Genomic DNA, 25024 nt, shown 5'->3' with positions numbered 1-25024 from the left:
TGGTTGCGCCCTATACCCACCCCGCCAGCTCGTTGCGCGCGATGCTCACCAGCGCCTGGATATGGTCGTCGCGGTCGTTGAGGCAGGGGATGTAGGTGAATCGCTCGCCGCCCGCCTCGAAGAAGCTCTCCTTGATCTCCTGATTGATCTCCTCCAGCGTCTCCACGCAGTCGGTGGCGAAGGCGGGCGAGACCACGGCGATATGCTTCTTGCCCTGACGCGCCAGTTCGGCGACGTGATCCACCGTCGCCGGCCCGACCCACTCCTCGGGACCGAATTGCGACTGGAAGGCGGTGACGATCTGGGTGTCGTCCCAGCCCAGCCGCTCCTTGAGCAGGCGCGTGGTCTTCTGGCAGTGGCAGTGGTACGGGTCGCCCTCCAGCAGGAAGCGCTTGGGCACGCCATGGTAGGAAGCGACCAGGATATCTGGGCGCCCCTCGGCCGTCGCATAGCCCTCCTCCACCGAGGTCGCGAGCGCCTCGATGTAGAGCGGATGGTCGAAGTAGGCGGGTACGGTGCGAATCGCCGGCTGCCACTTGAGCTTCATCAACGTGCGGAAGGCGTGATCGTTGGCCGTGGCGGTGGTCGGCGAGGCGTACTGGGGATAGAGCGGGAAGAACAGGATACGCTCGCAGCCCTGCGCCTGCAGGCGCCGCAATACGCTGTCGGTGGAGGGGTTGCCGTAGCGCATGCAGAAGTCGACCATCACACGGTCGCCGAACGCCTCGTTGAGGCTGGCGGCGAACTTGCCCACCTGCTCGCGAGTGATGGTGAGCAGTGGGCTTTCGTTCTTCTCGTTGTTCCAGATGCTGCGATAGGCTTCGCCGGAGCTGAAGGGGCGCTTGGTGAGAATGATGCCCTGCAACAGCGGCTGCCACTTCCACGACGGGTAGTCGACGACACGCTTGTCGGAGAGAAATTCATTGAGATAGCGCCGCATCGACCAGTAGTCGGGCGCATCCGGCGTGCCCAGATTGGCCAGTACTACGCCGACCTTGGCGCGCGCAACGGAGGGGTGGGCCTGGTCGGCAAACGCGAGCCGCCCTTCACCCGGACGATCGAGATCAGCTTCGGTCGATGACATGCGTTAGTTTCCTCGTGATGACTCGAAGGGTGTGACCCATTCTATCAGTCAGCTCATGAGGAAGGGGAATCAAGCTATACTATCAATGTGATTTGTATAACTCCTGATCAACATATCTCGCCATCCGTCCTGTTCCGGGGTCCGCATCTAGAACACCAGCGGCATACGCGATGTGATCGGATCGTGATAGCGCGCTTCATGCCCGATCACCTCATCGTGGGCGACGTGCTGTACAAGATAGGCGCGGTTGACGCCGGCCCGCTTGAGCTCGAGATAGACATCGTCGAGGGCACGAAACAATCTGGGCTTGCCACGCTGTTCGAGCATGTGGCGCTGTCCTTCCATGTCCTCCAGTTCGACCTGATAACAGCGGCTACCGGCATGACTGATGACACGCACTTCGAAATTATCCTGCTGACTGACAAAGGACTTTAGTTCTTGGAGTTCCATCGGGTTATTGCTCCTGGATAACGGGTCGCTGACGCGCCTGCGTAAATGGGCACAGCATGGATGTGCCCCATGACAACGTCGTGTCCGTACGGCGTCAGCGTTATGACCCTGTCCAGTGCGTCAGGTTCCGGAGTAAGTCGAAGGGTCGATGGCCTTGCCCAGCGAGTTGCGGTCGACCCACTTGCCCGCCTTGGTCTCCTTGTAGCGGAACACCACCCGGTCGCCGACCTTGACCGGCACTTCGGCGTCCTCGGTCTGGTAGCTGTAGGTCTCGCCCTCCACCACCAGCCGGTAGCGGTACAGGTCGGGCATGCCCAGCCACTCCTTGAAAGGCCCCTCGCGCTCCAACTCCTGCAACTCGCCACGCGCCTCCAGCTTGGGTGCGCGCTTGCGATTGCCGCGCTGAAATCCACCTGCCATGTGCTCTCCTATAATGCTTCATTGTCTAGAGGCCGGGCATTATACGGTGCCCGGCCGCACGCTCAACGCCTCCCCGCGTCACTCGCCGAAGTGCTGACCGTAACTGTCCGGCGCCAGATCCTCAAAGCGCGTGTACTTACCGATGAAGGCCATGTGTACCGTGCCAATGGGACCGTTACGCTGCTTGCCGATGATCAATTCGGCGAGCCCCTGATTGTCGGGATTATCCGGATTGTAGACCTCATCGCGATAGACGAAAGCGATCACGTCGGCATCCTGCTCGATGGCGCCGGATTCGCGCAGGTCCGACATCACTGGACGCTTGTTGGGACGCTGCTCAAGCGAGCGGTTGAGCTGCGAAAGTGCCACCACCGGGCAGCCGAACTCCTTTGCCAGCCCCTTGAGCGAGCGCGAGATCTCCGATATCTCGCCGGTACGGTTCTCGGAGAAGCCGGGGATCTGCATCAGCTGCAGATAGTCGATCATGATCAGCCCCATGTTGCCGTTCTCGCGTACCACGCGGCGGATCCGCGAGCGCATCTCGTTGGGCGAGAGTGCCGCGGTGTCGTCGATGAACAGTTGCTTGTCCTTGAGCAGATTGACCGCCGAGGTGAGGCGCGGCCAATCTTCATCCTCGAGCTGGCCAGTACGCACACGGGTCTGGTCGATGCGCCCAAGCGAGGAGAGCATGCGCAGCATCAGCGACTCGGCGGGCATCTCCATGGAGAAGACCATCACCGGCTTGTCGCTCGAGATCACCGCATGCTCCACCAGGTTCATGGCGAACGTCGTCTTGCCCATCGAGGGGCGTCCAGCAATGATCACTAGGTCGGAAGGCTGCAGTCCAGAGGTCATGTCGTCGAGATCGCGAAATCCGGTCGAGAGACCGCTCATCTCGCCCTGCATGTTGAATAGCTCGTCGATACGATCCACTGCCTTGGCCAGCAGCTCGCTCATGCCGATCGGCCCGCCCGACTTGGGCCGCTCCTCGCTGATCTGGAACACCAGCCGCTCGGCCTCGTTGACCAGCTCGTCGGCAGGCCGCCCCTGGGGTGCGAAGGCGCTTTCGGCGACCTGGTTGGCGGCCTGGATCAGCTTTCTGAGCGTGGCACGCTCACGCACGATATCGGCATAAGCGCGAATGTTGCTTGCCGAGGGGGTGTTGCGCGCCAGTTCGGCCAGATACGCAAGCCCACCCACCGTATCGAGCTGATCACGATTCTCCAGCGCCTCGGAGAGCGTGACCACGTCCAGCGGATGGCTCGCTTCGGCCAGGGCCTGCATGGCATTGAAGACCAGCCGATGCTCGTAGCGATAGAAGTCACCCGCCACCAGGCGTTCGGAGACGGTATCCCAGGCCTGGTTATCGAGCATCAATCCGCCCAGCACCGATTGCTCGGCCTCGAGCGAGTGAGGCGGCACCTTGAGTCCGGCAGTTTCCTGATCGAGCGCGACGGTTTCGTTCATGGCAGCTTCACGACAGTGGGCATCAACGGGGGGGAAGCGGACATCGGCGATTCTACCTTATCGCGTCTGCGCGCCGATAAAAAAGGCGCGAAGGGTTGCCCCTTCACGCCTTTGCTAGCATCTTCGGTGCGGTGCGGCTTACTCGGCCACGACCACCACGCGAACGCTGGCACTGACTTCGGCATGCAGCTGCAGCGCGATGTCATACTCACCGGTCTGGCGAATCGGACCTTCCGGCATGCGCACTTCGCTCTTGGCGATGTCGATTCCAGCGGAAGCGATCGCTTCTGCCAGGTCGCGGGCACCGATGGAGCCGAACAGCTTGCCTTCGTCACCGGCCTTGGAGACCAGCGACAGCTCGATCTCGCTGAGCTGCGCGGCACGTGCCTCGGCCTCGGACTTGCGGTCGGCGGCCTGCGCTTCGAGTTCGGCACGTTGCGCTTCGAAGGCCTGCACGTTGTCCTGGGTTGCCGGCACGGCCAGGCCGTAGGGCACCAGGTAGTTGCGACCATAACCGGGCTTTACGGTGACCTTGTCACCCAGACCACCCAGCTTGCCAATCTTGTCGAGCAGAATGACTTCCATCTCGTTAAACCTCTTGTCAGTCGCTGCGGGCCAGTCGCCCACGGAAATCCATGAACGTGTCGATGAAGGCCAGCAGCAGCACGATCAGAATCATGGGCCAGGTGGTTATCAGCAGTACATAGAACGCTACCAACCACAACCCGTTCATCCCCTTAAGACCAATAAAACCATGTATCAGCGCCACGCCCGCGACCAGCAGCGGTACCCAGGCCAGCATGGACAGCGCCGGAAGCCCCAGTACCATGCCGATCACCCCAAGCACCACCAGAACGATCATCTCCCTGGGCGCCAGGCGAAGGCCGTGAAACTCGCTGCGAAAGCCGCCGGGGTTGTAGAGCCCCGCCTGCCAACTGCGCGCCAGTGCCAGACAGGCCACCGAGGCGAGCAGCACCACCAGACCCGTCACCCCACCGATCAGCAGTGTCGCCAACTGCTCGGTGGGAACGCCCTGGTTGGCGAACTCGGTGAGCATGCGGTCGACTTCCGGCGACCCCTGCCGTAACTGCTCGAGTAACGGGCCGGCGCCACCGGGCGGCAAGAACAGGCCCAGCTGCACCATCGCTGTGGCTGCCAGCATGCCGACGATCAGCGATTCGCTCCAGTGCATGCGCGAGCGCAGCACCGTCGCCATCAGCGTGACCAGCAGTACGCAGGCCAACGGAATCGCATCGCCCTGCATCCACCACCAGCCGGAAGGCAGCGCAGCGGCCAGGATCACCGGCATCGCCGGAGCTAGACCGCGGCGGAGCGTCACCAGTGCGGCAATCGCGGCGCTGAACCAGAACAGCCAAGGCACCACGGCGGCGAATGCCGCGGCACCCGCCGCATATGGCGTGCCGCGCATCAGCCAGCGGGCAATCGGCAGCAACACGCGCCTGGCTTACTGGTGGCTATCGGTGTACGGCAACAGCGCCAGGTAGCGAGCCCGCTTGATGGCGGATGAGAGCTGACGCTGGTAGCGGGCCTTGGTTCCGGTAATACGGCTCGGAACGATCTTGCCGGTTTCGGTGATGTAGGCCTTGAGCGTATCGATATCCTTGTAATCGATCTGCTTCACGCCTTCAGCGGTGAAACGGCAGAATTTACGGCGACGGAAAAAACGTGCCATGGTGAATCTCCTATGGTCGTGCGGAATCAGTTGGCTTCAGCGGTTTCTTCTTCTTCGTTCTCGTTACGCTCACGAGGACGGTCCTCGCGGCGCGGACGCTTCTCTTCCGCTGGCTTCATCATCGGGGAAGCCTCGGTGATGGCCTCCTTGCAACGCACGACCAGGCTACGAATGATGGCGTCGTTGAAGCGGAAGATCGTCTCGATCTCTTCGAGAGTCTCGCCGCTGCACTCGACGTTCATCATCACGTAATGAGCCTTGTGAATCTTGTTGATCGGGTAGGCCAGGTGACGGCGGCCCCAATCTTCCAGGCGATGCACGGTACCGCCGCTCTCGGTAACGAGAGTGGTGTAACGCTCGACCATCGCCGGAACCTGTTCGCTCTGGTCCGGATGGACCATGAACACGATTTCGTAATGACGCATGGTAGCTCCTTACGGTTTGGCAGCTTCCTGATGGACCGCCGATTGCGGCACCAAGGGAAGCAAGGAGTGACTTTCTGGGTGTGGGCGCCCGGCCATCGATACGACCGAGCCGCGTAATTGTAGTGATCCGATCAGGTGCTTGCAAGCTGGCGCTGCCGCACCGCCTCGAATAGGCAGATGCCGGTGGCCACCGATACATTGAGGCTCGATACCTGACCGGCCATGGGCAGCTTGACCAGACCGTCGCAGGCCTCGCGGGTCAGGCGGCGCATGCCCTTGCCTTCGGCTCCCATCACCAGCGCCATGGCACCGCTGAAGTCAGCATCGAAAAGGCTCGCCTCGGCCTCGCCGGCCGTGCCGGTGATCCACACCCCGAGCGCCTTGAGACGCGCCATGGCTCGGGCCAGGTTGGTGACCTGGTAGACCGGCACCGACTCGGCAGCACCACACGCCACCTTGCGTACCGTGGCGTTCAGCGGTGCCGCCTTGTCCTTGGGTACAATCACGCCATGCACACCCGCGGCATCGGCACTGCGCAGGCAGGCGCCGAAATTGTGCACGTCGGTGACGCCATCGAGAATCAGCAGCAACGGCGGCTCGGGCCGAGGCCAGGCACCCAGCTGCAGCCACAGCGACTCTTCGCTGTCGAAGGCCAGCGGTGGGCAGAAGGCGACGACCCCCTGGTGCGCCGCCCCCTGCGTGAGTCCGTCGAGCGCTTCACGCGGATGGGTGGCGATTCTCGCCCCCATCCGACGAGCAGTGTCGATCAGCTCGGCGAGGCGCGACGCGGCGCTCCCCTCCTGCACCCAGACTTCCTTTGGCGCCTCGCCACGCTCGAGCATGGCGTGCACTGCATGCACGCCATACATGGCATCGAGACCGCCGGGCGCCTGAGGCCCCCGGCGCGCGGGACGTCGCTTCATATCCACTCATTTCCGAAGTTAGGCGAGCCACAAGACAGCCCGATGATCAACGCTTGCCACCACGTGGCCGGCGCGGTCCGCGTCGCGGCCCCTTGGCATCGCCGCCATCGCGGGCCTTACGTCCGCCCTTGGCAGGCTTGTCCGCCGGCGCGTCTGCCGCCTCGGCATCGGCTCCGGGCTTGCGCCGACGCGCCGTACGCTTGGGCCTTGGCATGTCATCGACCAGATCGAAGTCGATCTTGCGGTCGTCGAGATCGACTCGCGCCACACGCACCGTGACGCCATCGCCAAGGCGGTAGCCGACGCCGGAACGTTCACCCTTGAGACGGTGTTTCTCCGGCTCGTAGTGGTAGTAGTCGGAAGGCAGCGAGGTGACGTGGACCAGCCCCTCGACGTAGATTTCATCGAGCAACACGAAGATGCCGAACTGGGTCACCGAGGCGATGGTGCCGTCGAAGACGTCGCCGACCTTGTCGGACATGAACTCGCACTTGAGCCAATCCTCGACATCGCGAGTCGCATCGTCGGCACGTCGCTCGGTCATCGAGCAGTGCTCGCCGAGCTCGAGCATCTGCTCGAAGGTGTAGGGACACCACTTGCTGGGCGGATCCACCGGCGCCCCCTCGGCACGCAGCACCGTGCCAGTCTGGCGCGGTCCGCGAATCACCGAGCGGATCGCGCGGTGTACCAGCAGATCGGGATAGCGGCGGATCGGTGAAGTGAAGTGCGCGTAGGCCGGATAGGCCAGGCCGAAATGCCCTTCATTCTGCGGCGAGTAGACGGCTCGATTCATCGAACGCAGCATCACTGTCTGGATGATGTCGGCGTCGGGGCGATCCTTGATCACCTCGCGCAGCGCCTGGTAGTCCTGGGGTGTGGGTTCATCTCCCCCGCCCAGCGACAGACCCAGTTCATTGAGGAACAGCCGCAGCTTGTCCAGACGCTCCGGCGAGGGCGGCTGGTGGATACGATAGAGTGCTGGAAGGTCATGCTTGTCGAGGAAGCGCGCCGTGGCCACGTTGGCCGCCAGCATGCACTCCTCGATGATCTTATGGGCATCGTTGCGCGTACGCGGCACGATGGTCTCGATCTTGCGTTCATCGTTGAAGATGATTGCCGTCTCGGTGGTCTCGAAATCGATCGCGCCACGTTCGGTGCGCGACTGCCGCAGCAGCTTGTAGAGCTCGTGCAGGCTGTGCAGCGAGGGGAGCAGTTCGCGGTACTCCTCGCAAAGCACCTTGCCTTCGGGAGAATCGGGCGCATCGAGCATGGTGCCGACCTTGTTATAGGTCAGCCGCGCATGGGAGCGGAACACCGCCTCATAGTAGCGGTAACGGCTGATCGCACCGGTCTGTGAGATGTTCATCTCGCACACCAGCGCCAGCCGGTCGACATTGGGGTTCAGCGAGCAGAGGCCATTGGAGAGCAGCTCTGGCAACATCGGCACGACCTGGCCTGGGAAGTAGACCGAATTGCCTCGGGTATGCGCCTCCTGGTCAAGCGGCGTACTCGGTCGCACGTAGTGCGACACGTCGGCGATCGCCACCAGCAGCTTCCAGCTTCCCGACTTGGTCTTCCAGGCACAGACGGCATCGTCGAAGTCCTTGGCATCCTCGCCATCGATGGTGACCAGCGGCACGTCGCGCAGGTCGATGCGATGCGCCTTGTCCTCCTCGAGCACTTCGGCCGAGATGCCAGCGGTCTGATCGAGCACATCGGGTGGGAACTCAGCCGGGATATCATGGCTGCGGATAGCGATGTCGATTTCCATCCCCGGATCCATGCGCTCGCCCAGCACCTCGATCACCTCGCCCACCGGCTGCACCCGAGTCTCGGGCTGCTGGACGATGCGTGCCGAAATGATCTGACCATCCTTGGCACCCGCACTTGCGCTATGCGGAATGATCACTTCCTGAGCGATGCGGGCATTCTCTGGAATCAGCACGCCGAACTCGCTGCTGTTCTGACGGTAGACGCCGACGATGGTCTGGGTATTGCGGGCGATGACGTCGGCAATGGTCGCCTCGTCGCGTCCGCGGCGGTCACGACCGCTGATCCGGGCCAACACATGATCGCCATGGAAGACACGACGCATCTGGCGCGGCGGCAGTACCAGGTCGGGCTTCTTGCCATCGTCGCGGATCAGGAAACCGAAGCCATCGCGGTGGCCGAGCACCTTGCCCTTGATTAGGTCAAGCTTGTCGATCAGCGCATAGGCGCCACGCCGATCGCGCAGCACCTGCCCATCGCGCTCCATGGCTGCCAGACGACGGCGCACCGCCTCGAGCTGGTCCTCCTCCTCGAGGCCGAGCATGCGGCTCATGTTCTCGTGGGTGATGGGCTTGCCATACTCTTCCAGTCGCGCCAGAAGATACTCGCGACTGGGTACCGGATTGTCATATTTGTGAGCTTCACGTTCCGCGTGAGGGTCGTCGCTAAGCGTCCAATGATTCATGCTAAAGGCATCCTTGAATATGAATAAGCGAGACGGCGCGGGCGTGAGGCGATACTACGTAGGTTCATTGTCATGACCGCAGTATAGCGCCGAGAGCCTCGCGACCCAACCATCTGCCACGCTTTCCCCTTCAAGCTCCACAGAATAGGGATATCGTGCACCAGTTGGTATGGCGGTATAAATGCCCGCCTGAGCGAGACGAGAAAAAGTGTCACCGCCGCGTTTCACGGGCTTGCATTGTCAAACGGAATCGGTATTATGCTCGCCACTTGCCCAGATGGCGGAATTGGTAGACGCGCTAGCTTCAGGTGCTAGTGTCCTTACGGACGTGGAGGTTCAAGTCCTCTTCTGGGCACCATCGACACTCGTGCAATCGGTGTCGCGGGATGAAGATCCCATCTTGCAGCAGACTTGGCAGTAACGCTTGTGTTCGCCCAGGTGGCGGAATTGGTAGACGCGCTAGCTTCAGGTGCTAGTGTCCTTTCGGACGTGGAGGTTCAAGTCCTCTCCTGGGCACCATTGCAGGGCAATGGCTCGCCGAACCGAACACGAGCTGCATGATACGCCCAGGTGGCGGAATTGGTAGACGCGCTAGCTTCAGGTGCTAGTATCCTTACGGATGTGGAGGTTCAAGTCCTCTCCTGGGCACCAATCGTATCGTGCATACTCTCTCGAGCAACCGACCCTCTCTCGCTTGCCCCGCCAACTTCCAACGCTGAACAGATCGCTAGCGTGACGCTTCTTTGCGCCGCCCAATCTCGCGGCAATCGCTCGGGTGCCTCATTGCTCAATCGAAGCGCGCGGGAAGCCTTGCCACCTCATCAAGCGCCCAGCCTTCGATGCGTACCTGGCTCTCCAGGCGGTGTGCCGCCGCGTCCGGCAGGTTGGGAAAGAAATTGAGGCCGGTACGCGCCTCGATCTCATCGATACTCACCAGGTAGCGATCCAGCGGCTCGTCGCCCCGCACCTCCTGGGGCATGATGAAGGCCAGCGCCATGGGCTGCTCCGTCGGCACCACGATGATCTTGTAGAAGGCCTCGGGAATCTCGACCAGCCCCACCCGATTGAAGACATTGTCCATGAAACGTTCGGGAAACACCGGGCCGGTGATCACCTGCACGACACCGAAGCGCGGCACGAAACGGTCGATCACCACCTCCTCGAGACGTTGCCAGAGGCGGCGATTGAGTTCCGGGCGCTGGGGGGAGATATTGCTCATCAGGAAGGTCTGATGCTGCGCTTCGCGGCCATGCACCACGGCAATGGCATAGTTGGGGGCCAGGTGCCCGCGGTCGTAGCCACTGCCGAAATAGCTGTCCGTGGCGATAGGCCAGAGCGTACGCCAGTCGCGCCGGAAGTCGGGTCGCGATCCAGCCCGCGGCTCCTCTACCGCATGTAGACGATAGCTGACCCATAGCGGATTGACCCGAACGTCCGACCAGCCAACCAGAAAACCCTCGTTACGCAGTACGCGGTGAAAATTGGTAGGTGAAAGTTCATGCCAGATCGGCACGCCCATCCAACTGAGCTGGTCGCGATAGTCGCGCTCCTGACTATACCAAAGACCGCTCCCCACCATGACGAATATCAGACTGATGCCTATGCTGCGCACCTGCCTGCGCCATACCGCAATCCGCTTTTTCATCGATGCTTCTTTTTATCATGCCCAGGGCGTATCGCCAGCGCTTGCGCTGCCAACCTCGTCGATCGTACCGATCAGGTAACTACCAGCCGACGGAGAACATCGTCTCCAGGTCGTGGCGGGAGTGCACCTGCAAGGCATTGAGGGTTTCGGTATCACGAATGCCCTCGACCCGATTGAGTCGCTCGGTGACGAGCTCGGCAAGGCTTTCGAAATCGCGGGTGCGCGCAATGGCCACCAGGTCATAGCGACCGCAGGTGGAGTAGACTTCGCTGATCCCCTCGACATCAGCCAGGCGTTCGGCCACGACCTTGACCTGGCCCTTGTCGGTGTTAATCAGGATGACGGCATTCTGCATGGTCACTCTCCCCTGTGTGGTGGCGCACTGCGGTATGGCCAGTGCGCGATGGCGCGAGTATAGCAGCGCCATCGCGCCAACAGAACGCCACCACTTCACCCTACCCTCACAGGCAGGGCGGCAGGCCGATGATTGGCGCCGCCGTGAACAGTGTGGCAAAGGTCGTGAACAGATAGATCCCCGAGGAGACGGTCGCCATGAATCGCTCGCGCCCCATGACGCGCTGCCCGGCCCGATAGCTTGCCCAGGTCAGCCAGCTCAACAGCGCCATCGTCAGCAGTGTCAGCACGCCCACCGAGACGTTGATGTAGGTCATCGCATCCTGCTCTGGGGCAGGCGGCGCCACCGAACAGGCCACCGACAGGCCACCATAAATGGTGACGAACCAGATACTCCAGATCGTCAGACCCACGACGAGGTGCAGCGGATGCGTCAGTGTCAGCAACCCTTTCATCAGGCACCTCCCCAGAGCGTTGGCATGACGGAAATGGAGATGAAGAGGACCCAGTAGACGACGGCATTGTAGCGCCACAGGATGGCCACGATGGCTGGCTCATAGGGCACCTGAGCACTGACGTAGCCGTAGCCCACCCGCAGCCCCTGCAGCAGGGTCAGCACGGTGCCCAGCGAGGCGTGGATGATCACGTAGAGCAGCGCGACCAGCAGCACCGCGTCGTGCGCCGTCGCGGTAGGTGTCAGCCCCGCCTGCCAGATGACGCCACCCAGCAACGCCAGTTGTACGCCCCCAAGCAGGGTAGTACCGAACATGCCCATCGCAAGCCCACTATCGTCGCGCCGGCGCAGGCCGCGCACGAGCTTCTCGAGCCATAGCGAGCCGGCGGTTGCCGCCACCCCAGCGAGCGCCAACATCGGCATTGAAAGCGGTGACGTTTCCGGCATGCGCCACTCGGGCGCGACCGTCCACAGGTAGAACCAGCCAAACAGCAGCGACATGAAGATGGAGCCATTGGCTAGCAGCGCGATCGACATGCACCAGGTGCCGGGTCCCTGCATGGTCCGGGAGTGCAGCGGCGGGTCACCCGGCCGAGTCCAGTCGTCCGGTGCGATCTTGGGATGAGCGCCATTCACCCAAGACCAGCGCAGCAAGAAGGCTATCGCCACCAGCGTGGCGATGCCGGCCAGCCAGTATACCCGCGTCAGCAGGCTGACACAGACCACCGCAAGCGCCAAGGAGGCCAGCAGCGGCAGCCAGGAGTTGCCCGGCAGGTGAATGATCTCGCGCACCTTGCCGGTCAACGGTTCGCAGCCGAGGGTTTCACGCCGTCCGTGCCTGTAGGTGGCAAGATCGTGGCGTCCCTCGGGGATGGTATGCATCAGCTCCGCTTGCTCCCACAGCGGGTGCCGGGTTTCGACACGCGGCAGGCTGGCGAAGTTATAGAGATTGGGCGGCTTGGAGACGGACCACTCCAGCGTATCGGCACCCCAAGGGTTGTCCGGCGCCTTCTTACCGAAACGGAAGTGCAGGGCGAGATCGACCAGCAGGAGCGCGACCCCCCCTGCCATCATGAAGCCTCCCACCGAGGAGATCAGGTTCAGCAGATCCCAGCCGACTCCGGCTTCATAGGTATAGACGCGTCGACGCATGCCAAGCAGGCCGGTCAGGTGCATCATCAGGAAGGTGACATTGAAGCCGATGAAAATCAGCCAGAAGCCCCACTTGCCGATACGCTCGGAGGGCATGCGACCGGAGAACAGCGGCAACCAGTAGTAGAAGCCACCCAGCAGTGGGAACAGCATGCCGCCCACCAGCACATAGTGCATGTGCGCCACCACGAAGTGGGTGTCATGCACCTGCCAGTCGAAGGGCACCAGTGCCAACATCACCCCGGTGAGACCGCCCAGCACGAAGATCACCAGAAACCCCATAATCCATAGCATCGGCAACTTCATCACCGGCCGCCCAAGCCACAAGGTGCTCAGCCAGACGAAGAGCTGAATCCCTGTCGGTATCGCTACCAGCATGCTGGCGGCCGAGAAGAAGGCTAGCGCCAGCTGCGGGATGCCCACCGTGAACATGTGGTGCACCCAGAGCCCGAAGCTGACGAACCCCATGATGATGACGGCAGCGACTGCCCAGCCGTAGCCGACGATGGGGCGGCGGGCGAAGACCGGAATCAGGGTCGAGACGATACCCGCACCGGGCAGAAAGATGATATAGACCTCGGGGTGGCCGAACAGCCAAAACAGATGCGCCCAGAGAATCGGATCCCCCCCGCCCGAGACCTCGAAGAAGGGCATGCCGACGGCCCGCTCGAGCTCGAGCAGGATACTGCCGAGAATCAGCGGCGGAAAACCGACCACGATCATCAGCGCCATGGCCAGAATGTACCAGGCGAACAGCGGCATCTTGTGCAGCGCCATGCCGTTGGCCCGGGTACGCAGGATCGACACCACCAGCTCGACCCCAGCTGACAGCGCCGAGATCTCGACGAAGGTGATACCCAGCAGCCAGAAATCGGAGCCCAGCCCGGGAGAGTACTCGCCACTGGAGAGCGGGGTGTACATGAACCAGCCACTGGCCGGTGCCATCTCGAGTATCAAGCTCGAGGTCAAGATGATCCCGCCGAGCAGATAGCACCAGTAGCCGAATGCTGTCAGCCTGGGGCAGACCAGGTCGCGCGCCCCGATCATCTTGGGGATCATGTAGATCGCCAAGCCTTCGAGAATCGGGATCGCAAACAGGAACATCATCACCGTGCCATGCATGGTGAAGACCTGGTTGTAGGTCTCATGCGACATGAAGTCCTGGTCGGGGAAGGCCAGCTGTGCACGGATCAGCATCGCCAGCACACCGCCGATCAGGAAATACACGAAGCCGGTGACCATGAACCGCATGCCCACGGTACTGTGGTTGACGATCGTTAGCGCCCTCAGGCCGCGCGGATTGTCCCAGACCTCGTTCAAGCCTTCGTGGAGACGTTGCGGATCCTGCGCGTCGGATGCGTTCGCGGTGTCGCTCATGGGGTCAAGGTCTCCAGCCAGCTACCGATGCTCTGCAGTGTTTCGGTATCAATATGATTGTGCGCGGGCATGCGATTGCCTGGCTTGAGCAGCTGGTGATGCTCGAGCCAGTAGGCGATGGCCCCCTCCTCCATGGCCAGGCGGCCGGCACCCAGCGTCGCCCGCGAGCCGATGTCGCTCAGATCGGGGCCCTCGATGCCGCGGTAGACGGGACCGCTGGCCTGGATGTCATGGGGCAGACCTGCGACCCGATGGCATCCCGCACAGTGCTCGACGAATGCCTCGCGCGCTTCATCATGCCTCTCCTGCTGCTGTGGAGGGGATTGCCGAGCAGCCAGCCAGGCCTCGTACTCGTCGCGCTCCATCGCTTCGACGAATAGTTGCATAGTGGTGTGCTGGGCACCGCAGAATTCCGCGCACTGCCCCGAGAAGATACCCGGGTAGTCCGCCTCCAGGCGGATATAGTTGTCGCGTGCCGGCACCATGTCGATTTTGCCGCCCAGGCGCGGAATCCAAAAGGCATGAATCACATCGTTGCTGGTGAGATGGAAATCGACCGGTTCCCCCGCCGGCATGACAAGATGGTTGGCGGTGACCACCGTCTCGCCCTCGGCACCGGGATAGCGAATCTCCCACCACCACTGATGGCCAATCACTTCGATCACTTCCGCCGTCTCACCATCCGGCAAGGGTAGCGGCAGCATCCGCTTGCCGGTGGGCACACCGAAGGTAAGCAGTGCGATGATGCTCACCAGCGGCAGCGCCACGCCACCGCCCAGTATCCAGCGCAAGGCGATGCGGCGCTCCTCGCGGGGCGTGCGCTGCGGGTGCGACTTCTTGAGAAAGGTGAATATCCACAGCGCAAAGATGACGACGGAGACGACCATGCTGACCGCGAACATCGCCCACCATACCCAGAACTGGTCGCGAGCCGCCGGACCGGCGGGATCGAGAATCGAATACTCGCCACTGCAACCGGCCAATATCGATACCGCAAGGCTTACCAGGGCGAGACGCCCGACACCACCTCGATGGTTGACCGCAACGCATCCGGCGCGTTGAATGCTAGTCAGGAAGTCGATCAACCATTCGCAGAGGACGCGACCATGGCCCAACCCCAGCCCCGTTCGATCAAGAGCCGCGCCGCCATTGCCGGCCACCCGCTTCATCCGACCGTCGTTCACTTTCCGATCGCCGCCCTGCTGCTGGTGGTCCTGACCGATCTCGGCTACCTGATCACCGGGGATTTCTTCTGGGCCCGAGCCGGCCTTTGGCTGACGGGTGTCGGCGCGCTCGGCGGCTGGGTAGCCAGCCTGCTCGGGATCATCGATCTGGCCACGGTGAAAGACATACGCCGTCTGGTCATTGGCTGGTGCCACGCCATCATGGCCGTCATGATGCTGTCGCTGGCGTCGCTCAACTGGCTGTGGCGCTACCATGAGCCCAGCGACCTTCTGCCTTGGGGCGTGACGCTGACCCTGCTCACGGCGGCGATGGTCGCCCTGGCCGGCATTCTCGGCGGCACGCTCGTCTACGACCATGCCGTGGGAGTGGAGCTCGACGACTAGGCCGGGCCGCTCGCACCGCAATGCATCCTGCATCCTGTTCTCCTTGTCCCAAGCTCAATCAAAACGGCTCACTCAAGACCAGCACCAATACCGCCAGCATCATGAGTGATGAGAATGACGCCACCAGCCAGCTCGCCATGCGTACGCCGCGTGGCTTTCCCTGCTCCAGGCGTACCAGCAGGAAGCCACACAGGGCATGGCACATAACCATACCCATTACCGCCCCCAGCTTGACGACCAGCCACCCTCCCGTGATCCGATAGACCAGGAAGAGCAAGGTACCCGAAAAGATCGCCAGAAGAGCGGCTGGCGTAGCAATATTGGTGAACAGAAAGCGGGGGATCGGCGGCGCCTCGGCGTTGAATGACGAGGGCTCATAGGATCTTGCGCTGGATAGCAACAGCGCCGGTAGGTATAGCAAGGCACCACACCAGAACAGCAGCGTGGCGATATGCAAAATCTTGATCCATGGCATGTCGGCATCCTTGCTCTCATCACGAAATCAGCATCTACCCTAACCCAGCCTAGCCCCGTCACCAACCTCTTACGTGCTTTGGGCGGTAACGTTCCCGGGCAGGGACGGCGGGTGGGACTCCATCACGACGCATTCGGCGCGTATCGTCCATTGATACTCGCGCCGAGGACGAATCATGCACTAGCATGAACGTCGGGCCACGGCTTTAAGCGCGTAGGGATCGTTCGAATGTTATACCCCAAGTGCGCCAAGAAACCAGTCGGTTCGATGGCATGGACTAGCCCCATACGCTAGGATACCAATGAAAAGAGGCGGTTAACGCCCAATACCACCGTGACGGAATCGCTGCCTTGGCCGGCAGCGCAGTCCACAACAAATGAGGAATAACCATGGCTAATCAGAGTCGTCGTATTTTCATGCGCAACAGCTTGCTGGGCCTTGCCGCTCTGCCGCTAGGCGCCGGCATCATGTCCAAGAACGCGTTTGCCGAAACCCTGCCACGCTTGGACCCTGAGGCTCCCGAAGCCCAGGCGCTCAACTATGTGGAAGAGGCCAGCGAAGCGAGCGATCATCCCGCTTACGAAGAGGGAGAAACATGCGACAACTGCATGTTCTTCCAGGAGGCCAACGAAGGCTGCCAGCTATTCCCACAGAACAGCGTCGAGCCGGATGGCTGGTGCCAGTCATGGGTCGCCCAAGGCTGACAGGCACGCAGCGTTGCAGTGATCGCAAGCACCGAAACGCCGCTGTCTGTAAGCGGCGTTTTTCGGCAACACCTCAGTATCATTCAATACCGTGGGTCGCATCCTCGGCCAGGGGCCACTGATAGCGCCTAACGATCTCCTCCTCCTCGACCGACTCGAGCTTGACGGGGAAGCCCCAGAGTTGGTGCAGATGGCGCATCACCGGATAGACGCTCTTGGCCAATGGCCGGCGGCGATCCTGGACGTGGCGCAGCGTCAGCGAACGGTCTCCACGAATATCGGCAGCATAGACCTGAATGTTGGGCTCGCGTACCGACAGGGCATACTGCACCGATAGCGCCTCGCGGATACGATGGTAGCCGCGATCGTCATGAATGGCGCCAATCATCAGCATCTCATCCTCGTCGTCGTCCACCACGCTGAACAGCTTGAGATCGCGGATCACCTTGGGCGACAGGAACTGCTGTATGAAGGATTCATCCTTGAAGTTGCGCATGGCGAAGTGCAGCGTCTTGAGCCAGTCGCTGCCGGCGATCTCGGGAAACCATTCGCGATCCTCAGCGGTAGGCGCCTCGCAGATACGCTTGATGTCGCTGAACATGGCGAACCCCAGGGCGTAGGGGTTGATACCGCTGTAGTAGGGACTGTCGAAGCCCGGCTGGTTGACCACCGCCGTATGCGACTGCAAGAACTCAAGCATCAGTCCCTCGTCCACCACCCCCTCGTCGTACATGCGGTTCATCAACGTGTAGTGCCAGAACGTCGCCCAGCCTTCGTTCATTACCTGGGTCTGGCGCTGGGGATAGAAGTACTGCGCCATCTTACGCACGATGCGCACGATCTCGCGCTGCCAGGGCGCCAGTAGCGGGGCATTCTTCTCGATGAAGTAGAGCAGGTTCTCCTGGGGTTCGGCGGGATAGCGGCCATTGCGATGCAGGCCCAGCGGATCCTCTTCGTCGACGACATCGAGCCCCGCCTCGCTACCGGCCGGAGTGGGAATGGTGCGCCACAGGGTATTGACCTGGGACTGCAGATAGACCTCTCGCTCGGCCTGGCGGTGCGCCTCCTCCTCCGCGGAGATCGGCGAGGGTCGCTTGTAGCGATCCACGCCGTAGTTCTGCAGCGCATGGCAGGCATCCAGCAACTGCTCCACCGCCGTCACGCCATGCCGCTCCTCGCACTCCGCCACGTACTTACGGGCAAAGACAAGGTAGTCGACGATCGAGCTGGCATCGGTCCAGGTCTGAAAGAGGTAATTGCCCTTGAAAAAAGAGTTGTGGCCGTAGCAGGCATGTGCCATGACCAACACCTGCATCATCAGGGTATTCTCCTCCATCAGGTAGGCGATGCAGGGGTCGGAGTTGATCACCAGCTCGTAGGCCAGACCCATCTGACCTCGCCGGTACGCCTGCTCCACGGATAGAAACTGCTTGCCGAAGGACCAGTGGTGGTAGCCCACCGGCATGCCTACACTTGCGTAGGCGTCCATCATCTGCTCGGAGGTGATCACCTCGATCTGGTTGGAATAGATGTCGAGCCGATACTCATCCGCCAGCCGCGCGATCTCGCGCTCGAACTCGTTGAGTATCTCGAAGTTCCAGTCGGACCCCGTCGCAACCGGTTGGCGTCGTGTCGTCATGCTCTCTCCTCCTGCACAGCGGCGTCATGCCTTGGCACGGCGCCGGAACAGCTCGCGGAAAACCGGATAGATATCGCCCGCCTCGACGATCTGGCGCATGGCGAAGCGAGAGGGGAACTCGGCAGCCACCGTCTGGTACTCCTCCCACAGGGCCTGGTGTGCGTGCGGCGTGATCTCGACATAGGTGTAGTACTGCAGGCGGGGCATCAGTGACTTGAGCAATAGCTCCCGGCAGGTCGTGGAGTCGTCGTCCCAGTTGTCGCCATCGCTCGCCTGCGCCACATAGAGATTCCACTGCCCTGGCGGATAGCGGTCGGCAATGATCTCGTCGACCAGCGTCAGAGCGCTGGAGACGATGGTGCCGCCGGTCTCCCGGGAGTAGAAGAACTCCTCCTCGTCGACCTCCTTGGCTGCGGTATGGTGGCGCACGAAGACCAGCTCGACCTTCTCGTAGTTGCGTTCGAGAAAAAGATAGAGGAGCAGGAAGAAGCGTTTGGCGATGTCCTTGTGCGACTGGGTCATGGAACCGGAAACATCCATGATGCAGAACATCACCGCCTTGTTGGAGGGCTGGGGCTGATTGACCACATTGTTGTAGCGAAGGTCGTAGGTGTCGATGAACGGCACCGACTCGAGACGCTTCTCGAGACGTTCGACCTCGGCCTTGAGTTCGGCGATGCGCGACGGATTGCGAAGCACCGAGTCCTTGCGCTCTTCCACCTCTAGCGCCTCCTGGGCCTCGCGCAGGGCTCGTCGAATCGGTGCACGCATGGCGATGCGCCGGGCCTGGGCCTCACGCATCGAACGCACGATATTGATTCGCGACGGCACGCCATCCCGGGAAATCCCCGCACGCACCGGGCGTACCTCCTCGAGATCCACCAGCTGCTTGCGCTGCAGGTGAGGGAGCTCAAGCCCGTCGAAGACGAATTCGAGGAACTCTTCGCGGCTCAGGCTGAAGGCGAACTCGTCCATCCCCTCGCCCTGGTTCGAGGCGTTGCCATCACCGCCACCTCCCCCCCCACCGCCACCGGGGCGACGCAGGCGATCACCCTCGACGAACTCCCGATTGCCCGGATTGACGATGGTCCGGTTGCCGCCCTGGCCATGCTGGAACACCGGCTCGGAGATGTCGCGGGTGGGAATCGAGACCTTCTCGCCGCGCTCCATGTCGGTGATCGAGCGGCTATTGACCGCCTCCTCCACTGACCGCTTGATATGCGTGCGGTAGCGGTCGAGGAAGCGCTGTCGGTTGACCGCGCTCTTGTGCTTGGCATTGGCGCGACGATCGATGAAATAGGTCATGCTGACCTCCCGGCATCACGCCATCATTGCGACTTGCGAACCCGCAGGTACCACTCGGAGAGCAGGCGCACCTGTTTCTCGGTGTAGCCGCGATCGACCATGCGCGCCACGAAATCCTCGTGCTTGCGCTGGTCCGCCACCGAGGCCTTGGCATTGAACGAGATCACCGGCAGCAGCTCCTCGGTGTTGGCGAACATCTTCTTCTCAATCACGCCGCGCAGCTTCTCGTAGGATTGCCAGCTGGGGTTCATGCCATTGTTCTGGGCTCGCGCCCGCAGCACAAAGTTGACCACCTCGTGACGGAAATCCTTGGGATTGGAGATGCCCGCCGGCTTCTCGATCTTCTCGAGCTCGTCGTTGAGCGACTGTCGATTGAACAGCTCGCCGGTCTCGGGATCGCGATACTCCTGATCCTGGATCCAGAAGTCGGCGTAGGTGACGTAGCGGTCGAAGATGTTCTGGCCATACTCGGAATAGGACTCAAGATAGGCGGTCTGGATCTCCTTGCCGATGAAGTCGACGTAGCGCGGTGCCAGGTACTCCTTGATGTAGCGCAGGTAGCGCTCGTGCGCCTCCTTCGGCAACTGCTCCTGCTCCAGACGCTGTTCGAGCACATACAGCAGATGCACCGGGTTGGCGGCGATCTCGTGGGTATCGAAGTTGAATACCTTGGAGAGGATCTTGAAGGCGAAGCGCGTCGAGAGACCATCCATCCCCTCGTCGACCCCGGCGCTGTCGCGATACTCCTGGATCGACTTGGCCTTGGGGTCGGTATCTTTGAGATTCTCGCCGTCGTAGATGCGCATCTTGGAGTAGATGCTGGAGTTCTCCGGCTCCTTGAGCCTCGAGAGTACCGAGAACTGTGCCAGCATGCGCAGCGTGTCCGGGGCGCAGGGCGCCTGGGAGAGCGAGGAGTGCTCGAGGAGCTTCTGATAGATCTTGACCTCCTCGCTGGCCCGCAGACAGTAGGGCACCTTGACGATATAGACGCGATCGAGGAAGGCCTCGTTGTTGCGATTGTTGCGAAACGCCTGCCACTCGCTCTCGTTGGAGTGGGCAAGCACCACGCCGTCGAAGGGAATCGCCCCCATCCCTTCGGTGGGGTTGTAGTTTCCCTCCTGGGTGGCGGTCAGCAGGGGGTGCAGCACCTTGATCGGTGCCTTGAACATCTCGACGAACTCCATCAGTCCCTGGTTGGACTTACAAAGCCCCCCCGAGAAGCTGTAGGCATCAGGGTCGTCCTGGGAGTAGAGCTCGAGCTGGCGAATGTCGACCTTGCCGACCAACGACGAGATGTCCTGGTTGTTCTCGTCGCCTGGCTCGGTCTTGGAGATGGCGATCTGATTGAGCCGCGACGGGTAGAGGCGCACCACCTTGAACCGCGAGATGTCGCCACCATACTCCTTGAGCCGCTTGGAGGCCCAGGGCGACATCACGCTCTTGAGGTAGCGCCTGGGAATGCCGAACTCCTTCTCAAGCAGCTCGCCATCTTCCTCCGGTGAGAACAGCCCAAGCGGTGATTCGAACACTGGCGAGCCCTTGACGGCATAGAACGGCACGCGCTCCATCAGCAGCTTGAGACGCTCGGCCAGCGACGACTTGCCGCCGCCCACCGGGCCCAGCAGATAGAGAATCTGCTTCTTCTCCTCGAGCCCCTGCGCGGCATGACGGAAGTAGGCGACGATCTGCTCGATGGCCTCCTCCATGCCGTGGAACTCGGCAAAAGCGGGGTAGCGACGGATCACCTTGTTGGAGAAGATGCGAGACAGTCGGGAGTCTCTGGCGGTATCGATCACCTCCGGCTCGCCGATGGCGACCAGCATTCGCTCGGCAGCAGTGGCATAAGCCGTAGGTTCGCTACGGCACAACTCAAGGTACTCCTGCAGGCTCATTTCCTCCTGCTGGACGCGTTCGTAGCGATTCTGGACGTGATCGAAAATACTCATCTAAAGCCTCCTTAAAGCACAGAGCCTCTACCGCTATCCGGGCAACACACGGCATGAGGTGGCATGACTATCAGAGTAGTCAGAATTAGATGCTGGCGTTCGAACGAGACGCTTTTTTGATTTCAACGCTCATTCACCCACGATGCTCCTGTCTCCATAAGAGCGCAATTCGCAGGCCGGGTTCGTTGAATGGCAGGAGGAAGTTTGAACGCAAGGCAGCGTTGCGCTGCCTTGCCATGTCGATGAAGGGAAATCGTCAGGCCGACTCGAGCGCCCGACGAATATCGCTCAGCAGCGTGTCGAGCAGCTCCTCGGAGGTGTTCCAGGCACAGACGAAGCGCACACCGCCGGCGCCAATGAAGGTATAGAACGTCCAGCCCCACTCACGCAGCCGTTCGACAACCGGCGCCGGCAAATTGACGAATACGCTGTTGGCCTGGGTCGGGAACATCGGCACGATGCCCGGCAGCTTCGCCAGCCCCTCAGCCAGGTAACGGGCCATGGCATTGGCGTGCTGGGCATTGCGCAGCCAAGCCCCGCTCTCCAATAGTCCGAGCCAGGGTGCGGCAATAAACCGCATCTTGGAGGCGAGCTGCCCCGCCTGCTTGCAGCGCCAGGCGAAATCCTCGGCCAGCTCACGATTGAAGAACAGGATCGCCTCGCCCATTGCCAGGCCGTTCTTGGTGCCCGAGAAGCACAGCGCATCGACTCCCGCCTTCCAGGTCAGTTCGGCAGGCGAGACGTCGAGGCTGGCACAGGCATTGGCGAAACGCGCACCATCCATGTGCAGGTGCAGATCATGCTTGTCGGCCACGCTGCGAATCGCCAGCAGCTCGTTGCGTGAATAGACGGTACCCACCTCGGTGGCCTGGGTCAGCGATACCACCCGCGGCTTGGGGTAGTGAATGTCGCTGCGCCGGATCACCAGTGCCTCGACTCCCTGCGCTGTCAGCTTGCCGTTGTCCCCGGGGCTAGTCAGCAGCTTGGCCCCATTGGAGAAGAATTCCGGACCGCCGCACTCGTCGGTTTCGATATGCGCCAGCTCATGACAGATGACGCTATGGTAGCTGCGGCCCATGGCCGCCAGGGTCAGCGAGTTGGCTGCGGTACCGTTGAACACAAAGAATACTTCACAATCGTGCTCGAACAGTTCGCGAAAGCGCTCGGCGGCCCGGTCGGTCCAGATATCGTTGCCGTAGGCGAGATCGTCGCAGCGATTGGCTTCGACAAGATACTCCATGGCTTCGGGACAGATACCGGACGTATTGTCGCTGGCCAGGAAACGGGGGGAGCACTCGAGTCGCATGAAATATTCCTTATTATCGGTGTCAGTCATCTCCGGTCCGTGACAGGGTGCCATCGCGAACCTGAAAAAATGGCCTGGATCACAGGCCATGTCAGTCTACCACCGAGATAGTGCCCCAGTGCCAGTCGTTTACAGGCTGGCGGCCAGGCGCATGCCTTGATCGATGGCACGCTTGGCATCGAGCTCTGCCGCCTCGAAGGCGCCACCGATGACATGCACCGAGACGCCGCTGGCGCGTAGCGGCTCGAGCAGATCGCGCACCGACTCCTGACCGGCGCAGATCACGATGCTATCGACCTCGAGCAGGCGCGGCTCACCATTGACCCGGACATGCAGGCCGGCATCGTCGATCTTTACATACTCGCAGCCGGCCAGGGTCTCGACATCGCGATGCTTGAGCGATGCCCGATGCACCCAGCCCGTCGTCTTGCCAAGCCCCTTGCCGGGTTTGGAGGCCTTGCGCTGCAGCAGATAGACCTGGCGTGGCGTCCGTGGTCGTCGGGGCGCCTTCAGGCCACCACGACTCTCCATCTGGAGGTCCACCCCCCACTCGTCGCACCAGGCCTGGGGGCCGAAGCTGGGGTGGTCGACATGGGTCAAGAGTTCGGCGACATCGAAACCGATCCCGCCGGCGCCGATCAGGGCGACACGCGGGCCGACGCGCTCGGGATGGGTGATCGCAGCGGGGTAGTCCATCACTCGCGGGTGATCGATACCCGGCAGATCGAGTTCGCGGGGCTGTACACCCGTGGCCAGCACCACCTCGTCGAACGCCTTGAGCACATGAACGTCCGCCGCGCTATTGAGTCGCACGCGCACGCCAAGCTTGCCGAGCATCACCTTGTAGTAACGCAGCGTCTCGTCGAACTCCTCCTTGCCGGGAATCTTGCGCGCATAGTTGAACTGTCCCCCCAGCTCAGCGCTGCGCTCGAACAGCTCCACCCGGTGGCCGCGGCTAGCCGCCGCCACTGCCGTGGCAAGCCCCGCCGGGCCACCGCCCACCACGGCGATGTCGCGCGGCGCCTCGGCGGGTGTCAGATCGAGCTCGGTTTCGTGGCAAGCACGCGGATTGACCAGACAACTGGTGAGCTTGCCCTGGAAGGTGTGATCCAGGCACGCCTGGTTGCAGGCGATGCAGGTATTGATCTCCTGACTGCGCCCCTCGGCAGCCTTCAGCACCCACTCCGGATCAGCCAGGAAGGGGCGCGCCATCGATACCATGTCGGCATGGCCATCGGCGAGCACCCGCTCCGCCACCTCGGGCATGTTGATGCGATTGGTGGTGATCAGCGGGATCGACAGCTCCGCCTTCATGCGCCGGGTGACCTCGGTAAAGACCGCCCGCGGCACGCTGGTGACGATGGTCGGCACCCGTGCCTCGTGCCAGCCGATGCCGGTATTGATCAGGCTGGCGCCGGCGTGCTCGATGGCACGACCAAGCGCCACTACCTCCTCCCAGCTACTGCCCTCCTCGACCAGGTCGATCATCGAGAGGCGGAAGATCAACAGAAAGTCGGGACCCAGCGCTTCGCGAATGCGCCTGACGATCTCCACCGGAAAGCGAATGCGGTTCTCGAACGTCCCACCCCACACGTCATCTCGGGCATTGGTGCGCGTGACGATGAACTGGTTGATCAGGTAGCCTTCCGAACCCATCACTTCGACACCGTCATACCCCGCATCGTGGGCGAGCCGGGCACAACGCACGTAATCCTCGACCTGCTCCTCGACCTCGCGAGTGCTCAGCGCCCGCGGCTCGAAGGGATTGATCGGCGCCTGAATCGCCGAAGGCGCGACGAGCTCGGGGGAGTAGGCGTAGCGTCCGGCATGCAGGATCTGCAGGCAGATCCTGCCGCCCGCCTCATGCACGGCACTCGTCACGTGGCGGTGCTCCAAGGCCTCCTCCTCCGTGGTCAGCTTGGCCGCTCCCTGGAAAACCGCTCCGGCGGGATTGGGTGCTATGCCCCCCGTGACGATCAACCCCACCCCCGCCCTGGCGCGCTCGGCATAGAAAGCAGCGAGGCGGGCAAAGCCGTTGGGCGTCTCTTCCAGATTGGTGTGCATGGAGCCCATCAGTACCCGATTGGGAAGCGTGATGGTGCCAAGCTCCAGGGGGCGGAACAGATTCGGGTAGTCGGTCACGGCAGGCCTCGTTTCAGCAAAAATTCAAACACACGTATGA

The 25024-nt window shown here is 61.9% G+C and carries 23 protein-coding genes and 3 tRNA genes; 5 read left to right on the top strand and 21 right to left on the bottom strand.

Annotation, left to right across the window (positions count from 1 at the left end; translation table 11 throughout):
* Positions 1-10: 10 nt before the first annotated feature.
* From hemH to rnr, 10 genes are all read right to left on the bottom strand, one after another.
* On the bottom strand, positions 11-1084 hold the full coding sequence (hemH, locus tag HJD22_RS15010; RefSeq protein ID WP_208654487.1) for a ferrochelatase: 1074 nt from the start codon (positions 1082-1084) through the stop codon (positions 11-13).
* Positions 1085-1231: 147 nt separating this feature from the next.
* The gene (locus HJD22_RS15005; protein WP_208654486.1) at positions 1232-1534 is read right to left on the bottom strand and encodes a DUF6482 family protein; all 303 of its coding nucleotides are present in this window, start codon (positions 1532-1534) and stop codon (positions 1232-1234) included.
* Positions 1535-1654: 120 nt separating this feature from the next.
* Positions 1655-1954 carry a hypothetical protein gene (locus HJD22_RS15000; protein WP_208654485.1) on the bottom strand — a complete coding sequence of 100 codons (300 nt, stop codon included), beginning with the start codon at positions 1952-1954 and terminating at the stop codon, positions 1655-1657.
* Positions 1955-2032: 78 nt separating this feature from the next.
* A complete protein-coding gene (gene dnaB, locus HJD22_RS14995; protein ID WP_208654484.1) occupies positions 2033-3421 on the bottom strand; it encodes a replicative DNA helicase in 1389 nt (462 codons plus the stop codon).
* Positions 3422-3559: 138 nt separating this feature from the next.
* Positions 3560-4006, bottom strand: coding sequence for a 50S ribosomal protein L9 (gene rplI / locus HJD22_RS14990; RefSeq protein ID WP_208654483.1), 447 nt, complete (start codon positions 4004-4006; stop codon positions 3560-3562).
* Between the two features lie 16 nt (positions 4007-4022).
* Positions 4023-4874: a hypothetical protein gene (locus HJD22_RS14985; protein WP_208656770.1), complete on the bottom strand. Its 852-nt coding sequence runs from the start codon at positions 4872-4874 to the stop codon at positions 4023-4025.
* A gap of 12 nt (positions 4875-4886) precedes the next feature.
* Complete coding sequence (gene rpsR, locus HJD22_RS14980; protein WP_208654482.1) at positions 4887-5114, bottom strand: 30S ribosomal protein S18; 228 nt, start codon at positions 5112-5114, stop codon at positions 4887-4889.
* A 26-nt stretch (positions 5115-5140) separates the two neighbouring features.
* Entirely contained in the window at positions 5141-5539 is a 399-nt protein-coding gene (gene rpsF / locus HJD22_RS14975; protein WP_208654481.1) for a 30S ribosomal protein S6, read from the bottom strand.
* Between the two features lie 131 nt (positions 5540-5670).
* Positions 5671-6462, bottom strand: coding sequence for a 23S rRNA (guanosine(2251)-2'-O)-methyltransferase RlmB (gene rlmB, locus HJD22_RS14970; RefSeq protein WP_208654480.1), 792 nt, complete (start codon positions 6460-6462; stop codon positions 5671-5673).
* 46 nt (positions 6463-6508) lie between these two features.
* Positions 6509-8917, bottom strand: a complete 2409-nt coding sequence (gene rnr / locus HJD22_RS14965) for a ribonuclease R (protein ID WP_208654479.1) — start codon at positions 8915-8917, stop codon at positions 6509-6511.
* A gap of 271 nt (positions 8918-9188) precedes the next feature.
* On the opposite strand from rnr, the gene HJD22_RS14960 reads away from it, so the two are divergent.
* From HJD22_RS14960 to HJD22_RS14950, 3 genes are all read left to right on the top strand, one after another.
* Positions 9189-9275, top strand: a tRNA-Leu gene (locus HJD22_RS14960).
* Between the two features lie 74 nt (positions 9276-9349).
* A tRNA-Leu gene (locus HJD22_RS14955) sits at positions 9350-9436 on the top strand.
* A gap of 45 nt (positions 9437-9481) precedes the next feature.
* A tRNA-Leu gene (locus HJD22_RS14950) sits at positions 9482-9568 on the top strand.
* A gap of 136 nt (positions 9569-9704) precedes the next feature.
* Here the strand turns inward: HJD22_RS14950 and HJD22_RS14945 are convergent.
* The 5 genes from HJD22_RS14945 to coxB all read right to left on the bottom strand — a co-directional run bounded on the left by HJD22_RS14945 (position 9705) and on the right by coxB (position 15014).
* The gene (locus HJD22_RS14945; RefSeq protein ID WP_208654478.1) at positions 9705-10562 is read right to left on the bottom strand and encodes a DNA/RNA non-specific endonuclease; all 858 of its coding nucleotides are present in this window, start codon (positions 10560-10562) and stop codon (positions 9705-9707) included.
* A 79-nt stretch (positions 10563-10641) separates the two neighbouring features.
* Positions 10642-10917, bottom strand: coding sequence for an Lrp/AsnC family transcriptional regulator (locus tag HJD22_RS14940; RefSeq protein ID WP_208654477.1), 276 nt, complete (start codon positions 10915-10917; stop codon positions 10642-10644).
* Between the two features lie 106 nt (positions 10918-11023).
* Complete coding sequence (locus HJD22_RS14935; protein WP_208654476.1) at positions 11024-11371, bottom strand: hypothetical protein; 348 nt, start codon at positions 11369-11371, stop codon at positions 11024-11026.
* Positions 11371-13899, bottom strand: coding sequence for a cytochrome c oxidase subunit I (ctaD, locus tag HJD22_RS14930; RefSeq protein WP_208654475.1), 2529 nt, complete (start codon positions 13897-13899; stop codon positions 11371-11373). The genes HJD22_RS14935 and ctaD overlap by 1 nt, the downstream gene beginning before the upstream one ends.
* Positions 13896-15014, bottom strand: coding sequence for a cytochrome c oxidase subunit II (gene coxB / locus HJD22_RS14925; RefSeq protein WP_340163046.1), 1119 nt, complete (start codon positions 15012-15014; stop codon positions 13896-13898). Before coxB ends, ctaD begins: the two co-directional genes overlap by 4 nt.
* Between coxB and HJD22_RS14920 the strand changes: the two genes are divergently transcribed.
* A complete protein-coding gene (locus HJD22_RS14920) occupies positions 15006-15467 on the top strand; it encodes a DUF2231 domain-containing protein (protein WP_208654473.1) in 462 nt (153 codons plus the stop codon). The two genes, coxB and HJD22_RS14920, sit on opposite strands and share 9 nt — an antisense overlap.
* A gap of 58 nt (positions 15468-15525) precedes the next feature.
* Here the strand turns inward: HJD22_RS14920 and HJD22_RS14915 are convergent, their stop codons facing one another.
* Positions 15526-15942 (bottom strand): CopD family protein, encoded by a 417-nt coding sequence (locus tag HJD22_RS14915; RefSeq protein ID WP_208654472.1) that lies wholly within the window; start codon positions 15940-15942, stop codon positions 15526-15528.
* Between the two features lie 389 nt (positions 15943-16331).
* Here HJD22_RS14915 and HJD22_RS14910 point away from each other — a divergent pair, with 389 nt between their 5' ends.
* On the top strand, positions 16332-16646 hold the full coding sequence (locus HJD22_RS14910) for a high-potential iron-sulfur protein (protein WP_208654471.1): 315 nt from the start codon (positions 16332-16334) through the stop codon (positions 16644-16646).
* 79 nt (positions 16647-16725) lie between these two features.
* Here HJD22_RS14910 and HJD22_RS14905 read toward each other — a convergent pair whose 3' ends face one another.
* From HJD22_RS14905 to HJD22_RS14885, 5 genes are all read right to left on the bottom strand, one after another.
* A complete protein-coding gene (locus HJD22_RS14905) occupies positions 16726-18285 on the bottom strand; it encodes a SpoVR family protein (protein ID WP_208654470.1) in 1560 nt (519 codons plus the stop codon).
* 24 nt (positions 18286-18309) lie between these two features.
* Positions 18310-19590, bottom strand: a complete 1281-nt coding sequence (locus HJD22_RS14900) for a YeaH/YhbH family protein (protein ID WP_208654469.1) — start codon at positions 19588-19590, stop codon at positions 18310-18312.
* Between the two features lie 23 nt (positions 19591-19613).
* Entirely contained in the window at positions 19614-21536 is a 1923-nt protein-coding gene (locus tag HJD22_RS14895; protein ID WP_208654468.1) for a PrkA family serine protein kinase, read from the bottom strand.
* 256 nt (positions 21537-21792) lie between these two features.
* The gene (locus HJD22_RS14890; RefSeq protein ID WP_208654467.1) at positions 21793-22842 is read right to left on the bottom strand and encodes a low specificity L-threonine aldolase; all 1050 of its coding nucleotides are present in this window, start codon (positions 22840-22842) and stop codon (positions 21793-21795) included.
* A 129-nt stretch (positions 22843-22971) separates the two neighbouring features.
* On the bottom strand, positions 22972-24984 hold the full coding sequence (locus HJD22_RS14885; RefSeq protein ID WP_208654466.1) for an NADPH-dependent 2,4-dienoyl-CoA reductase: 2013 nt from the start codon (positions 24982-24984) through the stop codon (positions 22972-22974).
* Positions 24985-25024 lie beyond the last annotated feature (40 nt).

It is taken from the genome of Halomonas sp. TA22, assembly GCF_013009075.1.
Classification (GTDB): Bacteria; Pseudomonadota; Gammaproteobacteria; order Pseudomonadales; family Halomonadaceae; genus TA22.
Note: the sequence above shows the minus strand (reverse complement) of the source record. Positions and strands in the feature narration are given on the sequence as shown.

Coding starts and splice junctions, on each gene's coding strand:
- dnaB (WP_208654484.1), bottom strand. CDS start 3,421: ATGAACGAAACCGTCGCGCTCGATCAGGAAACTGCCGGACTCAAGGTG.
- hemH (WP_208654487.1), bottom strand. CDS start 1,084: ATGTCATCGACCGAAGCTGATCTCGATCGTCCGGGTGAAGGGCGGCTC.
- rpsF (WP_208654481.1), bottom strand. CDS start 5,539: ATGCGTCATTACGAAATCGTGTTCATGGTCCATCCGGACCAGAGCGAA.
- rplI (WP_208654483.1), bottom strand. CDS start 4,006: ATGGAAGTCATTCTGCTCGACAAGATTGGCAAGCTGGGTGGTCTGGGT.
- HJD22_RS14890 (WP_208654467.1), bottom strand. CDS start 22,842: ATGCGACTCGAGTGCTCCCCCCGTTTCCTGGCCAGCGACAATACGTCC.
- HJD22_RS14920 (WP_208654473.1), top strand. CDS start 15,006: ATGGCCCAACCCCAGCCCCGTTCGATCAAGAGCCGCGCCGCCATTGCC.
- HJD22_RS14910 (WP_208654471.1), top strand. CDS start 16,332: ATGGCTAATCAGAGTCGTCGTATTTTCATGCGCAACAGCTTGCTGGGC.
- HJD22_RS14945 (WP_208654478.1), bottom strand. CDS start 10,562: ATGAAAAAGCGGATTGCGGTATGGCGCAGGCAGGTGCGCAGCATAGGC.
- HJD22_RS14915 (WP_208654472.1), bottom strand. CDS start 15,942: ATGCCATGGATCAAGATTTTGCATATCGCCACGCTGCTGTTCTGGTGT.
- HJD22_RS14900 (WP_208654469.1), bottom strand. CDS start 19,590: ATGACCTATTTCATCGATCGTCGCGCCAATGCCAAGCACAAGAGCGCG.
- rpsR (WP_208654482.1), bottom strand. CDS start 5,114: ATGGCACGTTTTTTCCGTCGCCGTAAATTCTGCCGTTTCACCGCTGAA.
- HJD22_RS14905 (WP_208654470.1), bottom strand. CDS start 18,285: ATGACGACACGACGCCAACCGGTTGCGACGGGGTCCGACTGGAACTTC.
- HJD22_RS15000 (WP_208654485.1), bottom strand. CDS start 1,954: ATGGCAGGTGGATTTCAGCGCGGCAATCGCAAGCGCGCACCCAAGCTG.
- HJD22_RS14935 (WP_208654476.1), bottom strand. CDS start 11,371: ATGAAAGGGTTGCTGACACTGACGCATCCGCTGCACCTCGTCGTGGGT.
- HJD22_RS14940 (WP_208654477.1), bottom strand. CDS start 10,917: ATGCAGAATGCCGTCATCCTGATTAACACCGACAAGGGCCAGGTCAAG.
- rlmB (WP_208654480.1), bottom strand. CDS start 6,462: ATGAAGCGACGTCCCGCGCGCCGGGGGCCTCAGGCGCCCGGCGGTCTC.
- rnr (WP_208654479.1), bottom strand. CDS start 8,917: ATGAATCATTGGACGCTTAGCGACGACCCTCACGCGGAACGTGAAGCT.
- HJD22_RS15005 (WP_208654486.1), bottom strand. CDS start 1,534: ATGGAACTCCAAGAACTAAAGTCCTTTGTCAGTCAGCAGGATAATTTC.
- ctaD (WP_208654475.1), bottom strand. CDS start 13,899: ATGAGCGACACCGCGAACGCATCCGACGCGCAGGATCCGCAACGTCTC.
- HJD22_RS14895 (WP_208654468.1), bottom strand. CDS start 21,536: ATGAGTATTTTCGATCACGTCCAGAATCGCTACGAACGCGTCCAGCAG.